The organism is Glycomyces paridis (assembly GCF_004912155.1).
GTDB classification, from domain to species: Bacteria; Actinomycetota; Actinomycetes; order Mycobacteriales; family Micromonosporaceae; genus Glycomyces; species Glycomyces paridis.
Genome location: NZ_STGX01000001.1, coordinates 433,568 through 451,198, shown reverse-complemented (window position 1 = coordinate 451,198; position 17,631 = coordinate 433,568). Strand labels below are relative to the sequence as shown.

Genomic DNA, 17,631 nt, shown 5'->3' with positions numbered 1-17,631 from the left:
GCCGTGGACGCGGAGGCGGGCGACGCCGCCGTCGGGGTGGAGGTTGAGGCGGACGTGGGTGTATCTGCCGGTGGCGTGGACGGGGTAGTGGTTGGCGGTGTCGCCTGCGGCTTCGGTGGGCGGCAGGAGGGTGTGCCAGTCGGCGTCGAGGAGGGCGGTGAGGGCGGGGTGGCCGTCGATGCGGCAGGCGTCGAGTGAGACGCGCGGGGGGTGGTTGCCGGTGAAGTGGGCGGTGTCGACGGTGACGTGGTGGATGCGGCCGGGGAGGCCGAGGCGGACGACGGCCCAGTCGTGGCCGTGGTCGCGGCGGCGGCGGGTCTCCCAGCCGTCGTAGCGTTGGCCGTTGGGGCCGAAGGTGCGGGGTCGGTGGGTGACGGGGTAGGGCTCGATGAGGTGTTCTTTTTCGGCGAAGGACTCGTCGTTGGCGGCGAGGACGGCGCCGCCGAGGGCGCGGGCGGCGAGGTCGACGGCAGGGTCGGTGGCAGGGCCGGCGGCAGGGTCGACAGTGGAGTCGAACGTGGAGGCGGGGTCGGTGGCGTGGCGGGGTGCGGTGTCGTCGGTCGCGGTGGTCATCGTGTGCTCCTTCGCAGCAGTCGTCCCCGGGGGGCGGCGTCGGTGTCCAGGGGTGCGCCTCTGAGCCAGGTGTCGGTGACGGCGCCGGTGAGGGTGCGGCCGTCGTAGGGGGTGCGGGGGTGGCGGTGGTGGAGGTCGGCGGCGCGGACGGTCCATTCGCGGGCGGGGTCGAAGGCGATGAGGTCGGCGTCGGCGCCGGCGGCGATGCGGCCTTTGCGGTGGAGGCCGGCGAGGTCGGCGGGGGCGGTGCTCATCCAGCGGGCGAGGCGGGTGAGGGGGAGGCCGCGGCGGGCGGCCTCGGTCCACACGACGGGGAGTCCGATCTGGAGTGAGGCGATGCCGCCCCAGGAGGTGGCGAAGTCGTCGGTCTTCAGGTCGGGCGGGCTGGGCGAGTGGTCGGAGACGACGCTGTCGAGGGTGCCGTCTTCGAGTGCGGCCCAGAGTGCTTCGCGGTTGGCGCGGTCGCGCAGGGGCGGGCAGCACTTGTAGTCGGTGGCGTGGTCGGGGACGTCGTCGGCGGTGAGGGCGAGGTAGTGGGGGCAGGTCTCGGCGGTGACGGGGAGGCCGTCGCGGCGGGCGTCGCGGACGGGGTCGAGGGCTTCGGCGGCGGCGACGTGGAGGAGGTGGACGCGGGCGCCGGTGGCGCGGGCGGCGGCGAGGACTTCGCGGACGGCGGCGGTCTCGGCGGCGGCGGGTCGGGTGGCGAGGAAACGTCGGTAGTCGGGGGCGGTGGGGGTGTCGGTGAGGAGGCGGGGGTCTTCGGCGTGGACGAGGAGGACGGTGCCGAGGGCGGCGGCGGCGGCGCAGGCGCGGTGGAGTCCGGCGGTGTCGAGGGGCGGGAACTCGGGGACGCCGGAGGGGGCGGTGAAGCATTTGAAGCCGAAGGCGCCGTCGTGGTGGAGGGTGCGGCGGTCGGTCTCGTTGCCGGGGACGGCGCCGCCCCAGAAGCCGACGTCGACCCAGGTGCGGCCGTGGGCGGCGCGGCGCTTGGCGGCGAGGGCGGCGGCGTCGACGGTGGGCGGGATGCTGTTGAGGGGCATGTCGAGGAGGGTGGTGACGCCGCCCGCGGCGGCGGCGCGGGTGGCGGTGGCGAAGCCCTCCCAGTGGGTGCGGCCGGGTTCGTTGACGTGGACGTGGGTGTCGACGAGGCCGGGGAGGAGGGCGAGGTCGCCGAGGTCGCGGGTGCGGGCGGCGGGGACGGGTTCGTCGTAGTCGCCGATGACGGCGATGCGTTCGCCGGCGATGGCGACCGAGGCGGGCCGTTCGCCGTCGGGCAGGACGGTGCGGCGCGAGCGCAGTACGAGGTCGTAGACGACGGGTGCGGTGAAGTCGGCGGGGTCGGTGCGCATTGCGGCTCCGGGCGGTCGGCGGCGGGTCAGGGGGTCTTCGCGGCCTTGTAGGCGCGCCAGGAGCGGTGGGCGGTGATGTCGGTGAGTTCGGGGAGGTCGGCGCAGTCGGCGCGCAGGCGCATGCCGAGGGCGTCGGTGCCGTCGGCGAGGCCGACGACGCCGAGTTCGAGGTCGGGCGGTTCGGCGGGCAGGAGGGATTCGCGGAGGGTCTTGAGGTCGATGTCGTAGAGCTCGCCTTCGATGGCGGCGCCGCCGTCGCCGGCGTGTTCGAGGGCGGGGTGGTCGTCGCCGACGGCGTGGAGGCGGTAGATCGGCAGGGTCGTGGCGGGTCCGAGGAAGGGGGCGCCGGCGATGAGGTGGTGCAGTTCGCCGCCCTTCATGCCGCCGCCGTTGAGGAACATGCGGACCATGGGTCGCTCCTTCGTTCAGTGGTGAAGCGGGCCTTGGGCTTCGGTGAGGAAGCCCGCGGCCGCGCGGTTGCGGACGGCGACGATCTCGGCGACGATGGCGAGCGCGGTCTCTTCGGCGGTGCGGCCGTTGAGGTCGAGGCCGATCGGGGCGCGGAGGCGGGCGAGGGCGGTCTCGTGGAGTCCGGCCTCGCGGAGGCGGGCGAGGCGGTCGCGGTGGGTGGCGCGCGAGCCGAGGGCGCCGATGTAGCCGGCGTCGGAGACGAGGGCGAGTTCGAGGAGCGGCAGGTCGAACTTCTCGTCGTGGGTGAGCAGGCATACGGCGGTGTCGGCGTCGGGGCGCGCGGTCGCGAAGTGGCGGTGGGGCCAGTCGACGACGACGTCGGCGCCGGGGAAGCGGCCGGGCGTGGCGAAGACGGACCGGGCATCGCAGACGGTGACGGCGAAGCCGAGCGTCGTGGCGAGGGTGACGACGGGCCGGGCGAAGTCGACGGCGCCGTAGACGAGGAGGCGGGGCGGGGGCCGGTGGACTTCGACGGCGAATCGCCCGACGCGGCCGGAGGATTCGGGGAGGTCGGCGCCGTCGAGGTCGAGGGGGCCGGTGGTGCCGCGGGCGGTGCGGGCCGCGGCGGCGCCGAGGTCGGGGCCTTCGACGGCTCTGACGAGGGTGACCGCCTCCCGGGCGATGATGGCCGCGAGGGCGGCAGCGACGGCCCCGTCGTCGGGTTCGACCCTGACGATGAGCACGTCCATGCTGCCGCCGCAGGTCAGGCCGTTCGCGAAGGCGTCCTCGTCGCCGTATCCGAAGGTCTCGACGGCCGCTTGACCGGTGTCGAGGACTTCGCGGCAGCGGGTGTAGACGGCGGCTTCGACGCAGCCGCCGGAGACGCCGCCGCACACGGTCCCGTCGGCGTCGACGGCGAGCGCGGTGCCGATCGGGCGGGGCGCGGAGCCGGAGACGGCGACGAGGGAGGCGAGCGCGAACGGGCGGCCTTCGGCCTGCCAGGCGTGCAGGGTCGCGGCGATGTCCTTCACGGGAGCCTCCCGGTGGTCAGGTGTTCGGGCCGGATCGGGACGCGGGTGAGCGGCAGTCCGGTGGCGTCGCGGACGGCGGCGACGATCGCGGGGGTGGAGGAGAGCGTGGGCGGTTCGCCGGCGCCGCGCAGGCCGTAGGGGGCGTCGGGGTCGGCGTTCTCGACCAGTTCGATGCGCATGGGGGGCATGTCGAGGGCGGTGGGGATGAGGTAGTCGGTGAAGGAGGCGTTCTGGACGCGGCCGCCGTCGGTGAGGAGGGCCTCCATGAGGGCGAGGCCGAGGCCTTGTGCGGTGCCGCCGTGGATCTGGCCTTCGAGGGCGAGGGGGTTCATGGCCTTGCCGACGTCTTGGACGCAGGCGAGTTCGACGACTTTGACCAGGCCCAGTTCGACGTCGACGTCGACGGTGGCGCGGTGGACGCACAGGGCGAGCTGGACGTGGGAGTCGCCTTGGCCGGTGACGGGGTCCATGGGTTTGGTGGCGCGGTGGCGGAAGACGCGGGTGGCCTCGACGGGGCCGTCGGCGAGGTCGCGGCCGGCCGCGAGGGCGCGGACGGCGACGGCGGCGGCCCTGACGGCGCCGCCGGTCATGTAGGACTGGCGGGAGGCCGAGGAGGACCCGGCGGAGCCGATGCGGGTGTCGTTGGGGGCCAGTTCGACGCGGTCGACGTCCAGTTCGGTGCGGACGATCTGGGCCTGGAGGGTCCAGTGGCCCTGGCCGACCTCGGCGGCGGCGGTGTGGACGCGGGCGACGCGCTCGCCGTCTTCGAGGCGCAGTTCGACGCTGGCGGTGGAGTGGTCGTCGAAGCCTTCGGAGTAGCAGACGTTCTTGAGGCCGACGCCGTAGCCGGTGCCGCGGCGGACGCCTTCGCCGCGGGTGGTGTCGCCCGAGCCGCCGGGCCGGGCGGTCGGGGCCGGTGCGGGCGCGGGGAGGGCGTCGAGGCGGTCGAGGAGGTCGGCGAGCGGGGAGAAGGGGGCGCCGCCGGGGCGGTCGCGGCGCGGGTCGCGGGCGTCGACGGTCTGGCCGGTGATGAGTTTGGAGCCTTGGGCGACGGCGTTGCGGCGGCGGAGCTCCAGCGGGTGGAGGCCGAGGGCGTCGGCGAGGGCGTCCATCTGGGACTCGTAGGCGAAGCAGGTCTGGACGCCGCCGAAGCCGCGCATGGCCCCGCACGGCGGGTTGTTGGTGCGCGCGCCCCACGCGTCGACGCTGACGTGCTCGACCTCGTAGGGGCCGACGGCGAGGGAGGCGGCGTTGCCGACGACGGCGTCGGTGGTGGAGGCGTAGGCGCCGCCGTCGAGGACGATGCGGGCCTTGACGTAGACGAGGCGGCCGTGCTCGTCGGCGCCGTGCTCGTAGCGCATCCGGGCGGGGTGGCGGTGGACGTGGCCGAGGAACGACTCGGCGCGGTCGTACATCATCTTGACGGGGCGCCCGCAGTGCAGGGCGAGCATCGCCATGTGGGCTTGGACGGAGAGGTCTTCGCGGGCGCCGAACGCGCCGCCGATCCCGGACATCTCCAGGTGGATGCGCTCGGGCGGGAGGTCGAGGCAGGGGGCGAGCTGTTCGAGGTCGGAGTGGAGCCACTGGGTGGCGACGTGGAGGCGGATCCCGCCGTCGGGGGCGGGTTCGGCCAGGCCCGCTTCGGGCCCGAGCGGGGCCTGGTCCTGCATGCCGACGGCGTATTCGCGGGCGATGACGACGGCGGCGGCCTGGGCGTCGGGGTCGCCGAGGCGGACCGGCTGGTAACGGAAGTACTCGCCGGCGGCGACGGCCGCTTCGGGGTCGGTCACCGGTTCGAGGGTCTCGTAATCGACGGCGACGGCTTCGGCGGCGAGGCGGGCGAGGTCGAGGGTGTCGGCGGCGATGAGCGCGACCGGTTCGCCCTGGTAGCGGACGCGGTCTGCGGCGAGGACGGGCTGGTCGGCGGTGATGAGGCCGTAGGCGTTCGCGCCGGGGACGTCGGCGGCGGTGAGGACGGCGGCGACGCCGGGCATGGCGAGCGCGGCGGTCGTGTCGATCGAGCGGACGGCGGCGCTGGGGTGGGGGCTGCGGAGGGTGTGGCCCCACAGCATGCCGGGCAGGCGCAGGTCGGAGGCGTAGTCGAAGGTGCCGTCGGTCTTCGAGCGGGCGTCGGGTCGGATCGGCGAGTGCCCTACGCCGCCTGCGGTGTCAGTCACGGGGGGCCTCCCTGAGGTCGGCGGCCGCGGCGGCGAGGGCGGCGGTGAGGCTATGTGTGTCGGCGGTGCGCAGTTCGCCGTCTTCGACGACGGTGTTCCCGGCGACGAGGAGGAGGCGCAGGGGCGCGGTGGCGCCGAGGACGAGGGCGGTGACGGGGTCGGCGATGCCGGCGTGGGCGAGGCCGGTGAGGTCCCACAGGGCGATGTCGGCCTGCTTGCCCGGTTCGAGGGAGCCGATCTCGTTGTCGCGGCCGAGGACGGCGGCGCCGCCGATCGTGCCCAGGCGCAGGGCGGTGCGGGCGTCCATGGCGCGGGGGCCGTGGAGGCCGCGGGCGGTGTAGAGGGCTTGGCGCAGTTCGTCGCCGAGGTGGCCGGACTCCTGGCTGGCGGCACCGTCGACGCCGAGGCCGACAGGGATGCCGGCGGCGAGCATGGCGGGGACGTCGGCGGGGCCGGTGCCGAGGCGGGCGTTGGAGGAGGGGCAGTGGGCGACGCCGGTGCCGGCGGCGCCGAGGCGGCGGCGGGCGTCGTCGTCGAGGTGGACGGCGTGGGCGAGCCAGGCGTCGGAGGCGAGCCAGCCGGCGCGTTCCATGTAGGTGACGGGGTCGCAGCCGTGGCGGTTGCGGCAGAACTCGGCCTCGTCGAGGGTCTCGCACAGGTGGGTGTGGAGGCGGACGTGCTTGTCGCGGGCGAGGGCGGCCGATTCGCGCAGGAGGTCGGTGGAGACGGAGAACGGGGAGCAGGGGGCGACGGCGACGCGCAGGAGCGAGTCGGGGGCGGGGTCGTGGTGGCGGTCGACGGCGTCGGCGGTGGCCTGGAGCGCGGTGTCGATGTCCTCGACGAGGTGGTCGGGCGGGAGGCCGCCGTCGGCGGCGCCGCGGTCCATGGAGCCGCGGGCGAGGTGGAGGCGCAGGCCGATGCGGGCGGCGGCCGCGACCTGGACGTCGACGAGGTCGGCGGCCTGGCCGGCGGGGTACACGTAGTGGTGGTCGGCGGCGGTGGTGCACCCGGAGAGGGCCAGGCGGGCGAGCCCGGCGGTGTTGGCGGCGGCCACGTGCCCGGGGCGCAGCCGCGCCCACACCGGGTAGAGGTCGACGAGCCATTCGAAGAGCGTGTGGTCGGTCGCGTATCCCCTGGTGGCCCACTGGTACAGGTGGTGGTGGGTGTTGACGAGCCCGGGCGTGGCGAGGCAGCCGGACGCGTCGATGCGGCGCGCGTCCTCGCGGAAGGGCGCGGGCCCGGCCCCGACGGCGCTGATGCGCCCGTGCTCGACCACGACGTGCCCGGCGGCGTGCTCGGTCCCGGCGGGGTCGACCGTGGCGACCCATGCGTTCTCGATCACAACGGCGTTCACGGCGTGTCCTCCCCGTTTCCGGTGCCGCCCTGTGGGATGGTGACGACATTTATCCACTGGTTGTGGTGAAGGTGGGATCGGGCGGGTACCCGGGGCACCCCGTCTGCCGTCGCTTCGGCGGCGGCGCGCACCGCCTCCACGACCTTCTCGTAACCGGTGCACCGGCACAGGTTCCCCGCGATCGCCTCCCGGATCGCCTCCTCGCCCGGATCGGGCTCGCGCCCCAGCAGGTCGGCGGCCGACACGAGCAGGCCCGGGGTGCAGAATCCGCATTGGACGGCGCCGCAGGCGACGAACGCGTCGCGCAGCACCGTCGGCACGCTCGCCACGGTCCGCACCTCGCGACCCTGGCACTGCGCGGTCGCCACGAGGCACGCACACACCGGCGCGCCGTCGAGCAGCACCGTGCACGAACCGCATTCGCCCTGCTCGCAGGCGTTCTTGGTGCCGGTGCGGCCGAGCCGGTCGCGCAGCGTCGACAACAGGCTCTCGCCGGGCCGGTCGATGTCGGCGGCGACCTCGTCGCCGTCGACGCGCATGGTCACCCGCATCGGACGCTCCCTTCGGGGTGGGCCTCGGCCCACGCCCGGCGCAGCGCGCGGGCGGCGCAGACCGCGAGGGCGTGGCGGCGGTAGTCGGCGGTGGCCCGCACGTCGTCGATGGGCCGGGCCGCGGCGGCGACCAGCCGCCCGAACTCGACGGCGAGACCCTCGCCGAAACGGTCGGGCGCCTCCCACGGCAGGTCGACCGCCTCGGCCTCGCCCGCCCGCAGCGGCACCGGCCCGGCCGAGCCGATCCCCGTCCCCAGGACGCGGCGGCCGGTGTCGAGCGCGAGCGCGAACGAGCACACCGCGATCACCATCGCGTTGCGCGTGCCCACCTTCAGGAACTGCTGCGGCCCCGCGGCCTTCGGGACGGTCACGGCGGTGATGAGCTCGCCGGGGCGCAGCGCGCTGCGCTTGGGCCCGGTGAAGAAATCCCCGATCGGCATCAGTCGCTCCCCCGCGGCCGAGGCGGCGGTGACGGTCGCGCCGGTGGCCAGGAGCGGCGGGTGGCCGTCACCGGCGGGCGAGGCCGTCGCGAGGTTCCCCGCGAGGGTCGCGCGGTTGCGGATCTGCGGCGAGCCGACGGTGCGGGCGGCCGCGGCAAGGCCGGGCAGGACGCCGCCGAGCTCGGCGGCGACGCGCGCGTACGTGACGCCGGCGCCGATGCGCACGGCCGCGCCCTCGTCGGTCCACTCGCGCAGGTCGGCCACGCCGGTGAGGTCGAGCAGCGCCCGGGGCCGGGCGCGGCGGTAGTTGAGGGCCACCATGAGGTCGGTGCCCCCGGCGATCGGCACCGCCTCGGGGTCGGCCGCGAGCAGGCGCAGCGCCTCGGCGAGGTCGGCGGGCCGGTGGAAGTCGAAGCCCGCGGGCGGTGTCATGGCGCCTCCCTCCGGACCGTGCCCTCGATGAGCCCGTACGGCAGGTCGCCGGCCTGGAAGACCAGGCCGGGGTTGTCGAGGCCGAACGGTTCGAGGTCGTACAGGTAGTGGTGCCGGTTCGGCAGCGACAGGCGGACCTCGCCGGTCTCGGGCACCGCCCTCAGTATGCGCTCGCCGACGGCGTACAGGGTCTGTTGGAGCGAGAGCGAGTACGTGTCGGCGAAGGCCTCCAGGAGGGCCGCGCGGGCGGCGGCGAACGAGGCGTCGAACCACGCGTCGTCGCCGGTCGTCTCGTACGTCCAGGCCGCGTCGACCGCGGTGGCGAGGATGCGGTCCTCGGTTTCGGGGAGGGTCGTGTACCGGTCGGTGAGGAACCCGCCGAAGGCCGAGCCGGTCGTGTTGAGCAGCAGCAGGTCCCGCACCCCGGCGGTGAAGCGGACGGCGCCGTCGCCGTACGCGGCCTCGGCGGTCCGCAGTTCGCCGCCGTCGCCGCGGGCGAAGGAGTGCTCGCCTGTGCGCCGCCACGGGTGCTCCTCGACGCGCACCCGCGCGGACCGGATCGCGGGCGCGGTGTCGGCGAAGTGGCGGGCGAGGCGCTCGGCGAAGCCCTCGATCGACCCGATCCCCTCGCGCGCGAACGCGTACACGGTGTGCTTCTGCGAGTCGGTGGGCAGCACCCCGGTGTTGTCGCCGCGGTAATGGGTGGCGTCGAGGTCCCCGGCGAGCGCGGTGTGGACGGTCAGGTCGCGCAGGTCGTGCCGCGGCGAATCCCGCACGACGTGTACCAGCCGCACCCCGGATTTGCCGTAGCTGTTGGCGCCCAGGGTGATCGCCCGCTCGGTGTCGTCGGTCGGCATCTAGCTACCTCGATACGTGGAGTAGGCGAAGGGGCTGAGGAGGAGCGGCACGTGGCAGCGGGCCTCGTTCGTGACGAGGAAGTCGACCGCGACCTCGGGGTAGAACGTGACGACGTCCCGCCCGGCGAACCACGCCCCGGTGTCGAAGCGGAGCCGGTGGCGGCCCGGGCCGGTTTCCCAGCCCGCGACACGCCCGTCGGCGTCGGTCACCCCCGAGCGCACGATCTCGGCGCGTCCGGTGGGGTCGAGGCGGAACAGGGCCAGCGCGAGCCCGGCGGCGGGCGCCCCAGCGACCGCGTCGAGCACGTGGGAGGAGATCGTGGTCATGTCCGCTCCGTTCCGAGGGCCTCGGCAGGGTCGGTGGCCGGGCCGGTCGCCGATTCGGTGCCGAAGAGCTTGTCGAGGCGCAGGGCGACGATCTTGCGCAGTTCGGCGGCGGACTCGGCGCGTTCGGCGGCCTCGTCGGCGCCGAGGCGGCGGTGCAGGTGCGCGAGGACGTCCTCGGCGCTCAGACCGGTGGCGCAGATGAGGAAGACGCGGCCGAACCGGCGCCGGTAGGCGTCGTTGGCCTCGGCGAGCGCGGCCCGTACGGCGGCGTCGGGACTGTTCGCCCCGGCTTGTTCGGCGCGTGAGAAGGCCGCTTCGGTGCCGGTCGCGGCGGGGGCGGCGCCGATGGGCGGGTGGGCGGCGTGCGCGGCGTCGAGTTCGGCCTCGCCGAGGCGGTCGAAGGCGCGCATCGCGGCGGCTTTGAGGTCGGCGGCGTTCGCGTAGGGGCGGCCGGCGACGACGGCCCAGGTCCAGGCGGGCGAGTCGCAGCAGGCGCGGACCGCTTCGGTCGCGGCGGCGGCGTCCAGCGCGTCGAACGCTTCGATCGTCCACATCGGCGCCTCCAGGTCCCGCTTCGTCGACATTGCCCGCTCCCACCGTCCCATGTTCGGGCAGTGCAGGTTCAGTGAAGCCGAATCCCGAGGCCGCGGCCATGGCCGCGGGCCATGAAACCTTGATTTCCGGACCGTTAAATGCTGGAGGATCGTCCAAAGGCGCGCGAGCGGCAGCGCTATGGTGGCCTTACCTACCGCTTCCCGACCCGCCTGCGAGAAGGCCGGACCCCTGGGGGCCTCCATGCGACTGCGATCACTGCTGCAAATGCCCGGTCTGGGGCTGACCCTGGTCTCGGGCCGCCACCACCTCGACCGCGAGATCCGCTGGGTCGTCCCCACGGACCTGCGCGACCCGCGCCGGTACCTCTCCGGCGGCGAGCTGGTCCTCACCGGCATGATGTGGCGGCGGGCCGAACGGGACTCGGACGCGTTCGTGCGCAACCTCATCGCCGCCGGGGTGACCGCGCTCGGCGCCGGGGACCACCCCGAGTTCCACTCGGTGCCCGGCGACCTGGTCGACGCGTGCGCCCTGCACGACCTGCCGCTGCTCGCCGTCGACGCGGAAGTGGCGTTCGCGGAGATCACCGAGCGCGTCGTGCAGCGCCTCTCGACGGCCCGCTCCGGGGACCTCGCGTCCCTCCTGGACCGTCACCGCCAGCTCATCGCCGCCGACGGCATCGGCCAGATCCTCGAACTCATCCGGGTCGAACTGGGCATGGAGTGCCTGGTGCTCTCGCCCGCCGGGCGGGCGCTGCGCGGGGGCCTGCGCCTGAGCGAGACCGAGCGCGACGCCGTCGTCGCCCGCGCGCACGAGGCCGACCGGCTCCCCCAGCGCGTCACGCTCGACCGGCACCGCTGCCATTCCGTGTTCGGTGTCGGGCCCACGCTCCACACCGGCCGGTTCCTGGTGGTCGACGACGACCACACGCGGTGGCCGCCGGAGCGGCGCCTGGTCGCCGAGCAGCTCTCGGCCCTGCTCATGCTCGAACTCGACGATCCGGCGCAGCGCCCGGCCCCGCACGTCGAACTCGTCACGGCCCTGAAGGAGGGCCGCGTCGAGGAGCACCTCATGCGCTCGGCGGGCCTGCCCGCCGACGGCCCGGTCACCGTCATCGTCGCCCGCGGCGAGCCCGAGGCGCTGCGGGAGACCGTGGTCGCCGAGACCGTCGCCGGGGCGGCGGGCGGGGACGACCCGCTCGCCGCGCCGGTCGCGGCGTGGGCGACGCACGGCGAAGAGACGGTAGCCGTGCTCACGGGCCCGGGGGCCGCCGCGGCCGAGCGCACGGCCCTGGTCGCCTGGGCACGGCGGTGCGCGGGGGTCCTCTCCAGTGCCGGGCGGCCCGCGCTCGGGGCCGTCAGCGTCGGCCTCGCCGACCCAGTCCGCTCCCTCGAAGGCCTGCCCGGCGCGCTCGAGCAGGCCCGGCACACGGCCGCGCTCGCCCAGCCCGCGCCCGGTCGCGTCGACGTCGCCGAACCCGACCACCTCGTCTCGCACCGGATGCTCCTGGCCGCCGTCGAACCCGGGGTCAGACACACCTTCCGCACCCGGGTGCTGCAACCGCTCCTCGACTACGACGAGCGGCACCGCTCCGACCTGCTGGTGACCCTGCGGCGGTTCCTGGAGTGCGACGGCTCCTGGCGCCAATGCGCGCTCAGCCTCCACCTGCACGTCAACACCGTCCGCTACCGGATGCGCCGGGTCGAAGAGCTCACCGGCCGCGACCTGCGCAACCCCCTCGACCGGATGGACCTCGCACTGGCGGTGAGCCTGGACTGAACCGGGACCGCCGAACGGCCCGATCCGCGCCGCGAGGGCGCGATCATCAAGGGGGGAGAACACATGAAGAACACCGCGGGGCTCGTGCTCGCCGCGGGCGCCGGAAGGCGCTTCGGCAGACCGAAGGCCCTCGTCGAATACGACGGCCGCAGCCTGCTCGACCGCGCCGTCGCCACGCTCAGGGGCGGCGGCTGCCGCCAGGTCCTCGCCGTCCTCGGCGCCGGCGCCGAACAGGCGCTCGCCGCCGCGACCGAGGCGTTCACGCCGGTGCTCAACCGGCGGTGGGGGCAGGGGCTGTCGACGTCGCTGAAGGCGGGGCTCGCCGCCGTGCCCGAACGCTACGACGGCGTCGTGGTCACGCTCGTCGACCAGCCGCGCATCGAACCGGAGGCCGTGCGGCGGCTCATCGGGGCCGCCGACGGCGGCGCCACCGTCGCCCTCGCGCTCTACCGGGGCGGGCGCGGGCACCCGATGTACTTCGCGCGCGAGCACCTCGACGCGATCGCCGCCGGGGCCGTCGGCGACCGGGGGGCGCGCGACTTCCTCGCCGCCAACCCCGGCCTCGTCAGCGAGGTCCCCTGCCCGGGCGACCCGCTCGACATCGACACCCCGGCCGACCTGGCCGCACTGGCCCACCCGAGCCCGGCCTAGGCCTGTCCGATCCGCGTGCCGCTGCCAGCGTCGTCAGCGGTGCGCCGACCGGTCGGACCCTAAGCGGCGAACCACAGGTCGATCTCGCGCTTGGCCGACTCCTCGGAGTCCGAGGCGTGGATGAGGTTGCGGGAGTTCGACAGCGAGAAGTCCCCGCGGATCGTCCCCGGCTCCGCCTTGCGCCCGTCGGTCGCACCGGCGAGCTTGCGCACCACCGGGATCGCCTCGTCACCGGCCGCCACCAGGCTCACCAGGGGGCCTGAGGTCATGAACGAGCGCAGGCCCTCGTAGTACTCGCGGCCCACGTGCTCGGCGTAGTGCGCGTCCGACAGCGCCTCGTCCATCGTCCGCAGACGCAGCTGCTCGATCCGCAGCCCCTTGCGCTCCAGGCGGGCCAGGACCTCGCCGATGAGGCCGCGCTCGACGGCGTCGGGCTTGATCAACACGAGCGTGCGCTGTTCGGCCACGGTGAGGACTCCTCGGATCGACTGTCGGATTGTGGCTGCCATCTTAAGCGATGTTGTGTCCGTTGCCTCACCCACGTACGATTCACGTTGAAACCCGGTTTCCCAGTTGCGGATGAGGTGTCCCCGATGCCCCCCAGACAACCGCCGCGGCCCGCCCCACGGCCTTCCAAGGCGCCCACCAGAGGCGCCGCGAAAGGCGGGGCCGCCCGAGGAGGGGCCAAGGGCGCCGCGCAGAAGGGCGGCGCCAAGACCGGCGGCGCCCGCAAGGCCGCCCCCGCCAAGCAGGCGCCCCGCGGCGTCCGCCAGCCCGCCGGGCGCGCGGGCGCGAACGCCGAGCAGCTGCGCCAGCAGCGCATCATGCTCGACCAGCAGCGCCGCCAGCGCGAAGCGCGCTGGTGGGGCATCAACCAGCACGCGCTCAAGGACCTCCACTCCCGCCAGCACCACTCGGCGGGCGGGGAGGCCATCGGCACGGTCCTCAACGGCGACAGGCGGATGCGCTGGCGCACCTCCCACGCGGTCGGCGCGATCACTTTACTGATCCTCTCGTTCTTCTTCGCTTCGATGGCCTTGGGCGCGCAGAACATCGGCATCGCCGTGCTCGCGTTCCTGTGCCTCGCCGGGTGCATCGCGTTCGTCACCGTCGAACGGTCCGCCAGACGCTTCCCGCAGCCGGTCCCGGCGCCGCCGCTCATCGGGCAGCACCGGCTCGAAGACCTCATCGTCGAGGACGACGCGCCTAGGCCCGCGCCCGCGGCGAAGCAGGCGCCGGCCACGATGGACGCGCTCGACGACCTGTTCGAGGCGCCGCCGCGGCCCGACCCTGCCCCGACCCCAGCCCCGGCACCGCCGCCCGTCGTGGCGGAACCGGCGACGGTGATCGTGGAGGTCGTGGACGACGAGGCCGCGGAGTCGGTCGTCCCCGCGGCCGACACGGTCCTCTCAGCCGACTCGGTCGCTTCAAACGGCACCGTCCCCCCCGCGGACACGGTTCCCCCAGTCGACATCGTCGACGCGCAGATCGTCCCCGAAGAGGACCCGGAGCCTCCCGCTCCGGCAACCGCCTCCGAGGGCGTGCGGTTCTCCATGCCCAGCGACGTGATCGGCGGCGACCCGGTCGCCGCCGCGCCACCGCCCCCGCCGCCTGCCAAGGGCCCCATCGCCGAAGCCGCAGCGAAGCTCGCCCCGCAGCCGCGCCGGCAGACCCCCGAGGACGCCCGCGGCCTCGCCGACCTGCTGCTCTCGGAGCAGCGGCTCGACGGCACCGACGTCACCGACACGGCCGCGACCCTCGTCGTGGCCGACCTCCAGCGGTCGGTCGAGTTCTACACCGACACACTGGGACTGCACATCCTCGACCGCACCAAGGAGGCCGCGGTCCTGGAGGCCGGGTTCGGGAAGATCCTGCTGTGGGAGCGGCCCGACGCGCCGCCCGGCGAGACCGGCGTCATGCACCTGACGTTCGAGGTCGGCGACATCGACGCGACGTTCGCCGAGATGAACGAGGCCGGAGTGGAGTTCCTGCACCTGCCGCGCACCGCGCTCCTCGGGCAGAACTACGAGATGCGCGCCGCCTCCTTCCGCGACCCGGACGGGCACGGCCTGGCCATCACCGAGCACAAAGAGCGCGACTGACCGGGGCCGGGCCCCGCCACCGATCGGAGTGAGCCCATGTTGATCGTCGGCGAGATCCACACCGCCCTGCTGCCCCACTCGCGGCCCCTCACACCCGAGGAGGCGCGCGGGGCCCTGGCGCTGGCCGTCGGCGAGACGGTCGTGCAGTGGGCCAGGCCGGTCCCGCACACGGCCTCGCCGACGCTCCTGCACGGCGTCGACTGCCGACTGCCCCTGGGCCCCAAGCCCGGCAACCGGCACGCCGACGACGCGGCCGGCGGGTCGTCGGTGCGCGCGGTCGGCACCGTCTGTTCCCGGGCGGTCCTCACCGGCGGCCACCTGCTCCAGGGCTCGGCGTGGACGGCCGTCGCCCCGCCGCAGCAGCCGCGCCGGATGCCCTGGTCGTACTACCTGGCGCGGCCCGGGACGCTGGAGACCATCGGGAACTTCGAGGCCCGGCGCCTCGCCGAGGGCTACCTCCTCGCCGACGGCCAGGGCAAGGGCCTGGCTCGCAAGGTCCGCCACGACGGCGGCACCGCGCTCCTCGACGCCGCCGCGATCGCGCGGCACTCCGTGCACGACGTCCTGTCCCGGCCCGTGCTCGACCAGCGCCCGCCGATCAAGACCGGTTCGACCCGGCTGCGGTGGGCCGCGATCGCCGACCCCGGCGAGGGCCGGGCCGTCGCGTTCCGGCTGGTCGGCAACGACCGGCGGCGCATGAGCCTGGTGACGGGCCTGGTCGAGCCCGAGCAGATCGCGGCCGCGGCCGAGGACCTCGCGGTGCACGACTGGCTGCTGAGCGCGGTGGCCGCGCGGATCGCGCTGGCGAAGATCGGCGAGGACCCGCGGCACACGCTGCGGACGCTGCGGCCGGTGGTCGACCACCTGCTGCACCTGTGGTCGGCGGGCGCACGGACCTCGCGGGACCTGGAGTTCATGTGGGACTCGCTGGAGCGGCGCCCGGGCCTGACGCGGCAGTGGACGACGATGACCGAGCGGGTGCGATCGCAGATCGACTACGGCGCCGCCGACCTGGCCGCGAAGATGCTCGACATGATGGAGGAGCGCCAGAAGCAGACCGGCGGAGCTGGCGAGCCGCACTACCGCTGAGGCGGGCGGGCCGCCGCGGTCAGATGCGGCCCTGGAAGATGTAGGAGAGGCGGTCGACCAGCTCGTCCGGGAGGGTCATGCCCTCGCGTTCGGCCGAGCGGCGGATCGAGTCGATCGCGCCGGGGTCGGGTCGGACGGCGCCGCAGATGACGCGCACGGCGTGCTCGACCTCCAGGAAGTCGACCGACAGGACCGAGACGGACCGGTAGGCGGGGAACGGGAACGCCTTCGCGTTGAGCTGGAGGATCGGGGGCATCGCGGCCCACGTCTCGGGGAAGCGCGCGCCGGCGGGCCGGTCGGGGTCGTGGCCGTGCTCGGCGGGCACGACGTTCTCGACCGGTTCGGGCACGCCGATGCGCCGGCCCTGGTCGCGCAGGACGCCCAGGCGCACCAACTGCCAGACGGCGGCGAGCATCGGGCACGACCAGCGGCGGCCCCGGCCGGTGTCGTTCCACAGCTCGACGTCGAGGAACACCGAGTGCTCGCGGCGGGAGTTCTGGCTCGGCGGCGACCACTGCTCGGCCGCGCCCATCGCGATCCGCTTCGGTTCGGGGCTGGGGACGCCGTTGCACAGCCAGCCGGAGCGGGCCACGGGCGGGCGGGAGCCGTTGGTGCCCGGGGAGGGCTCGAACACGATCCGGTCGGCGACGAGCGCGGCGAGGTCGAGGCTCCCCATGTCGGCGCAAGCGGACTCGCGGGCGAGGTAGTCGATGCGCAGGCCCGCGTCGGCGGCGGCCTCGGCGATGACGGCGATGAGCCGCTCGGGCTCGGGCAGGTCCTGGTGGAAGTAGTCGTCCACGAGGTAGCAGGTGCTCACGCGCGGGGTGCGCCCGCCGAGGCGCTTGGTCAGCGCCTCGGTCGTGCCGTGGACCCACGCGGCCGCGGAGGCCATCTCCTCCTTGAGGACGTCGGGGCGCGAGAGCCCCTCGGCGTAGAGGTGGCCGACCTCGATCGACAGGTGCGACATGGCGAACCGCTCGGTGCGCTGCTTGGCGCTGGTCTCCTCGTACGTCATTCGATCCCCTGCGCGATCGCTTCGAGGCCGGGCACGAACAGCTCCTCGGCGGAGCGCAGCGCCAGGTCCGAGAAGGCCTTGACCGTCTCCTGGTTGGCGATGTTGAGGGTGACGGTGTCGGCGTCGGTGATGATCTGCTCGCGCCACTGGAGGACGGGGTCGAGCGGGACGGAGCCGAGGAGGTTCATGCGCCCGAGCTTGAGGCGGGCGGCCATCTGGTGGAGGTCGGCGTCGATCTTGCGCAGCCAGCGGACCTGGGTGGCCTTGAGGCCCGAGAGGTCGGCGCCGTCGGGGTCGACGACGGCGGTGCGCACGTAGCGGATCGAGGCGATGAGCTTGCGCTGGTATTCATCGCCGAGGGCCTTGCTCGTCTCGATGAGGCCACGCTCGCCGTGGACGAGGGAGTGCGCGGCGATGACGTGCTGCTTCGTCCAGCGGTGGAAGACGATCCAGCGCCAGGGCAGGTTCGCGAGCTCGGGGCGGGCGGTGGCGGCCATGACCATCTCGGTGGCGTGCGAGCGGCCCGCGGACAGGTCCACGATGACGAGGTCGAACTCGCGCGAGAGTTCTTGGAGGAGTTTGACGCAGCGGTCGACGGTGGTGTTGTCGCCGGGGAACTCCGAGCCGTCGGCGTCCCCGGGGCACAGGACGAGCTCGCCCGCGCCGTCGGGGCGGGCCTGGAGCTCCCGGCGGTCGCTCTCGGCCCACACCGAGTGGCGCTCGGGCTCGGAGGCGAGGTCTTGGAGGTACTCGTGGATGCCGTTGCCGGGCGTGCCGTGGTCCAGGTCGTTGATGGCGAAGACCGCTCCGGCCGTGGGCGAACCGAAGTCGAAGTCCACATAGCACACGTTGGAGCCCTGGATCGCGCGCCGGTAGGCGAGGTTGCAGGACGAGACCGAACGGCCCGTGCCCCCCTTGTCGGAGGTCGCGAACAGCAGCAT

General features: G+C 74.4%; 16 protein-coding genes and 2 pseudogenes. 4 read left to right on the top strand and 14 right to left on the bottom strand.

What is annotated here, in order from left to right:
* The 11 genes and pseudogenes from E9998_RS02045 to uraD all read right to left on the bottom strand — a co-directional run.
* Positions 1 to 573: pseudogene (locus E9998_RS02045) on the bottom strand (hypothetical protein); the annotation flags it as partial.
* Entirely contained in the window at positions 570 to 1,922 is a 1,353-nt protein-coding gene (gene allB, locus E9998_RS02040) for an allantoinase AllB (RefSeq protein WP_136528015.1), read from the bottom strand. The gene allB and the pseudogene E9998_RS02045, both read right to left, overlap by 4 nt.
* A 26-nt stretch (positions 1,923 to 1,948) precedes the next feature.
* Positions 1,949 to 2,332: an allophanate hydrolase-related protein gene (locus E9998_RS02035; RefSeq protein ID WP_136528014.1), complete on the bottom strand. Its 384-nt coding sequence runs from the start codon at positions 2,330 to 2,332 to the stop codon at positions 1,949 to 1,951.
* A gap of 15 nt (positions 2,333 to 2,347) precedes the next feature.
* The gene (locus E9998_RS02030; RefSeq protein ID WP_136528013.1) at positions 2,348 to 3,364 is read right to left on the bottom strand and encodes an XdhC family protein; all 1,017 of its coding nucleotides are present in this window, start codon (positions 3,362 to 3,364) and stop codon (positions 2,348 to 2,350) included.
* A complete protein-coding gene (locus E9998_RS02025) occupies positions 3,361 to 5,541 on the bottom strand; it encodes a molybdopterin cofactor-binding domain-containing protein (protein ID WP_240037457.1) in 2,181 nt (726 codons plus the stop codon). Before E9998_RS02025 ends, E9998_RS02030 begins: the two co-directional genes overlap by 4 nt.
* Positions 5,534 to 6,895 (bottom strand): 8-oxoguanine deaminase, encoded by a 1,362-nt coding sequence (locus tag E9998_RS02020; RefSeq protein WP_136528012.1) that lies wholly within the window; start codon positions 6,893 to 6,895, stop codon positions 5,534 to 5,536. The genes E9998_RS02025 and E9998_RS02020 overlap by 8 nt, the downstream gene beginning before the upstream one ends.
* 104 nt (positions 6,896 to 6,999) lie before the next feature.
* Positions 7,000 to 7,446 (bottom strand): annotated as a pseudogene (locus tag E9998_RS02015) ((2Fe-2S)-binding protein); the annotation flags it as partial.
* Positions 7,437 to 8,318 carry an FAD binding domain-containing protein gene (locus tag E9998_RS02010; RefSeq protein WP_136528010.1) on the bottom strand — a complete coding sequence of 294 codons (882 nt, stop codon included), beginning with the start codon at positions 8,316 to 8,318 and terminating at the stop codon, positions 7,437 to 7,439. The pseudogene E9998_RS02015 and the gene E9998_RS02010, both read right to left, overlap by 10 nt.
* Entirely contained in the window at positions 8,315 to 9,175 is an 861-nt protein-coding gene (pucL, locus tag E9998_RS02005) for a factor-independent urate hydroxylase (protein ID WP_136528009.1), read from the bottom strand. Before pucL ends, E9998_RS02010 begins: the two co-directional genes overlap by 4 nt.
* Complete coding sequence (gene uraH, locus E9998_RS02000) at positions 9,176 to 9,502, bottom strand: hydroxyisourate hydrolase (protein WP_136528008.1); 327 nt, start codon at positions 9,500 to 9,502, stop codon at positions 9,176 to 9,178.
* The gene (gene uraD, locus E9998_RS01995; RefSeq protein ID WP_204745195.1) at positions 9,499 to 10,086 is read right to left on the bottom strand and encodes a 2-oxo-4-hydroxy-4-carboxy-5-ureidoimidazoline decarboxylase; all 588 of its coding nucleotides are present in this window, start codon (positions 10,084 to 10,086) and stop codon (positions 9,499 to 9,501) included. The genes uraH and uraD overlap by 4 nt, the downstream gene beginning before the upstream one ends.
* A 211-nt stretch (positions 10,087 to 10,297) precedes the next feature.
* Between uraD and E9998_RS01990 the strand changes: the two genes are divergently transcribed.
* Together E9998_RS01990 and E9998_RS01985 are read left to right on the top strand one after the other, a co-directional pair.
* Positions 10,298 to 11,833, top strand: coding sequence for a PucR family transcriptional regulator (locus E9998_RS01990; RefSeq protein WP_158299666.1), 1,536 nt, complete (start codon positions 10,298 to 10,300; stop codon positions 11,831 to 11,833).
* Positions 11,834 to 11,896: 63 nt separating this feature from the next.
* A complete protein-coding gene (locus E9998_RS01985) occupies positions 11,897 to 12,484 on the top strand; it encodes a nucleotidyltransferase family protein (RefSeq protein WP_136528006.1) in 588 nt (195 codons plus the stop codon).
* A 59-nt stretch (positions 12,485 to 12,543) separates the two neighbouring features.
* On the opposite strand, the gene ndk is transcribed toward E9998_RS01985, so the two are convergent.
* Positions 12,544 to 12,993, bottom strand: a complete 450-nt coding sequence (gene ndk / locus E9998_RS01980) for a nucleoside-diphosphate kinase (RefSeq protein ID WP_136528005.1) — start codon at positions 12,991 to 12,993, stop codon at positions 12,544 to 12,546.
* An 84-nt stretch (positions 12,994 to 13,077) separates the two neighbouring features.
* Here ndk and E9998_RS01975 point away from each other — a divergent pair, with 84 nt between their 5' ends.
* Complete coding sequence (locus tag E9998_RS01975; protein ID WP_136528004.1) at positions 13,078 to 14,586, top strand: VOC family protein; 1,509 nt, start codon at positions 13,078 to 13,080, stop codon at positions 14,584 to 14,586.
* A 36-nt stretch (positions 14,587 to 14,622) separates the two neighbouring features.
* Positions 14,623 to 15,675, top strand: a complete 1,053-nt coding sequence (locus E9998_RS01970) for an SCO2521 family protein (RefSeq protein WP_136528003.1) — start codon at positions 14,623 to 14,625, stop codon at positions 15,673 to 15,675.
* 19 nt (positions 15,676 to 15,694) lie between these two features.
* On the opposite strand, the gene E9998_RS01965 is transcribed toward E9998_RS01970, so the two are convergent.
* Positions 15,695 to 16,690: an SCO2522 family protein gene (locus E9998_RS01965; RefSeq protein ID WP_136528002.1), complete on the bottom strand. Its 996-nt coding sequence runs from the start codon at positions 16,688 to 16,690 to the stop codon at positions 15,695 to 15,697.
* On the bottom strand, positions 16,687 to 17,631 hold the full coding sequence (locus tag E9998_RS01960; protein WP_136528001.1) for an SCO2523 family variant P-loop protein: 945 nt from the start codon (positions 17,629 to 17,631) through the stop codon (positions 16,687 to 16,689). The genes E9998_RS01965 and E9998_RS01960 overlap by 4 nt, the downstream gene beginning before the upstream one ends.

What these genes read in the sequence shown, in the direction of transcription:
- E9998_RS02010 (WP_136528010.1), bottom strand. Translation starts at nt 8,318, where the DNA reads ATGACACCGCCCGCGGGCTTCGACTTCCACCGGCCCGCCGACCTCGCC.
- uraH (WP_136528008.1), bottom strand. Translation starts at nt 9,502, where the DNA reads ATGACCACGATCTCCTCCCACGTGCTCGACGCGGTCGCTGGGGCGCCC.
- E9998_RS01985 (WP_136528006.1), top strand. Translation starts at nt 11,897, where the DNA reads ATGAAGAACACCGCGGGGCTCGTGCTCGCCGCGGGCGCCGGAAGGCGC.
- E9998_RS02035 (WP_136528014.1), bottom strand. Translation starts at nt 2,332, where the DNA reads ATGGTCCGCATGTTCCTCAACGGCGGCGGCATGAAGGGCGGCGAACTG.
- E9998_RS01960 (WP_136528001.1), bottom strand. Translation starts at nt 17,631, where the DNA reads ATGCTGCTGTTCGCGACCTCCGACAAGGGGGGCACGGGCCGTTCGGTC.
- E9998_RS01975 (WP_136528004.1), top strand. Translation starts at nt 13,078, where the DNA reads ATGCCCCCCAGACAACCGCCGCGGCCCGCCCCACGGCCTTCCAAGGCG.
- E9998_RS01965 (WP_136528002.1), bottom strand. Translation starts at nt 16,690, where the DNA reads ATGACGTACGAGGAGACCAGCGCCAAGCAGCGCACCGAGCGGTTCGCC.
- uraD (WP_204745195.1), bottom strand. Translation starts at nt 10,086, where the DNA reads ATGTCGACGAAGCGGGACCTGGAGGCGCCGATGTGGACGATCGAAGCG.
- pucL (WP_136528009.1), bottom strand. Translation starts at nt 9,175, where the DNA reads ATGCCGACCGACGACACCGAGCGGGCGATCACCCTGGGCGCCAACAGC.
- E9998_RS01970 (WP_136528003.1), top strand. Translation starts at nt 14,623, where the DNA reads ATGTTGATCGTCGGCGAGATCCACACCGCCCTGCTGCCCCACTCGCGG.
- allB (WP_136528015.1), bottom strand. Translation starts at nt 1,922, where the DNA reads ATGCGCACCGACCCCGCCGACTTCACCGCACCCGTCGTCTACGACCTC.
- E9998_RS01990 (WP_158299666.1), top strand. Translation starts at nt 10,298, where the DNA reads ATGCGACTGCGATCACTGCTGCAAATGCCCGGTCTGGGGCTGACCCTG.
- ndk (WP_136528005.1), bottom strand. Translation starts at nt 12,993, where the DNA reads ATGGCAGCCACAATCCGACAGTCGATCCGAGGAGTCCTCACCGTGGCC.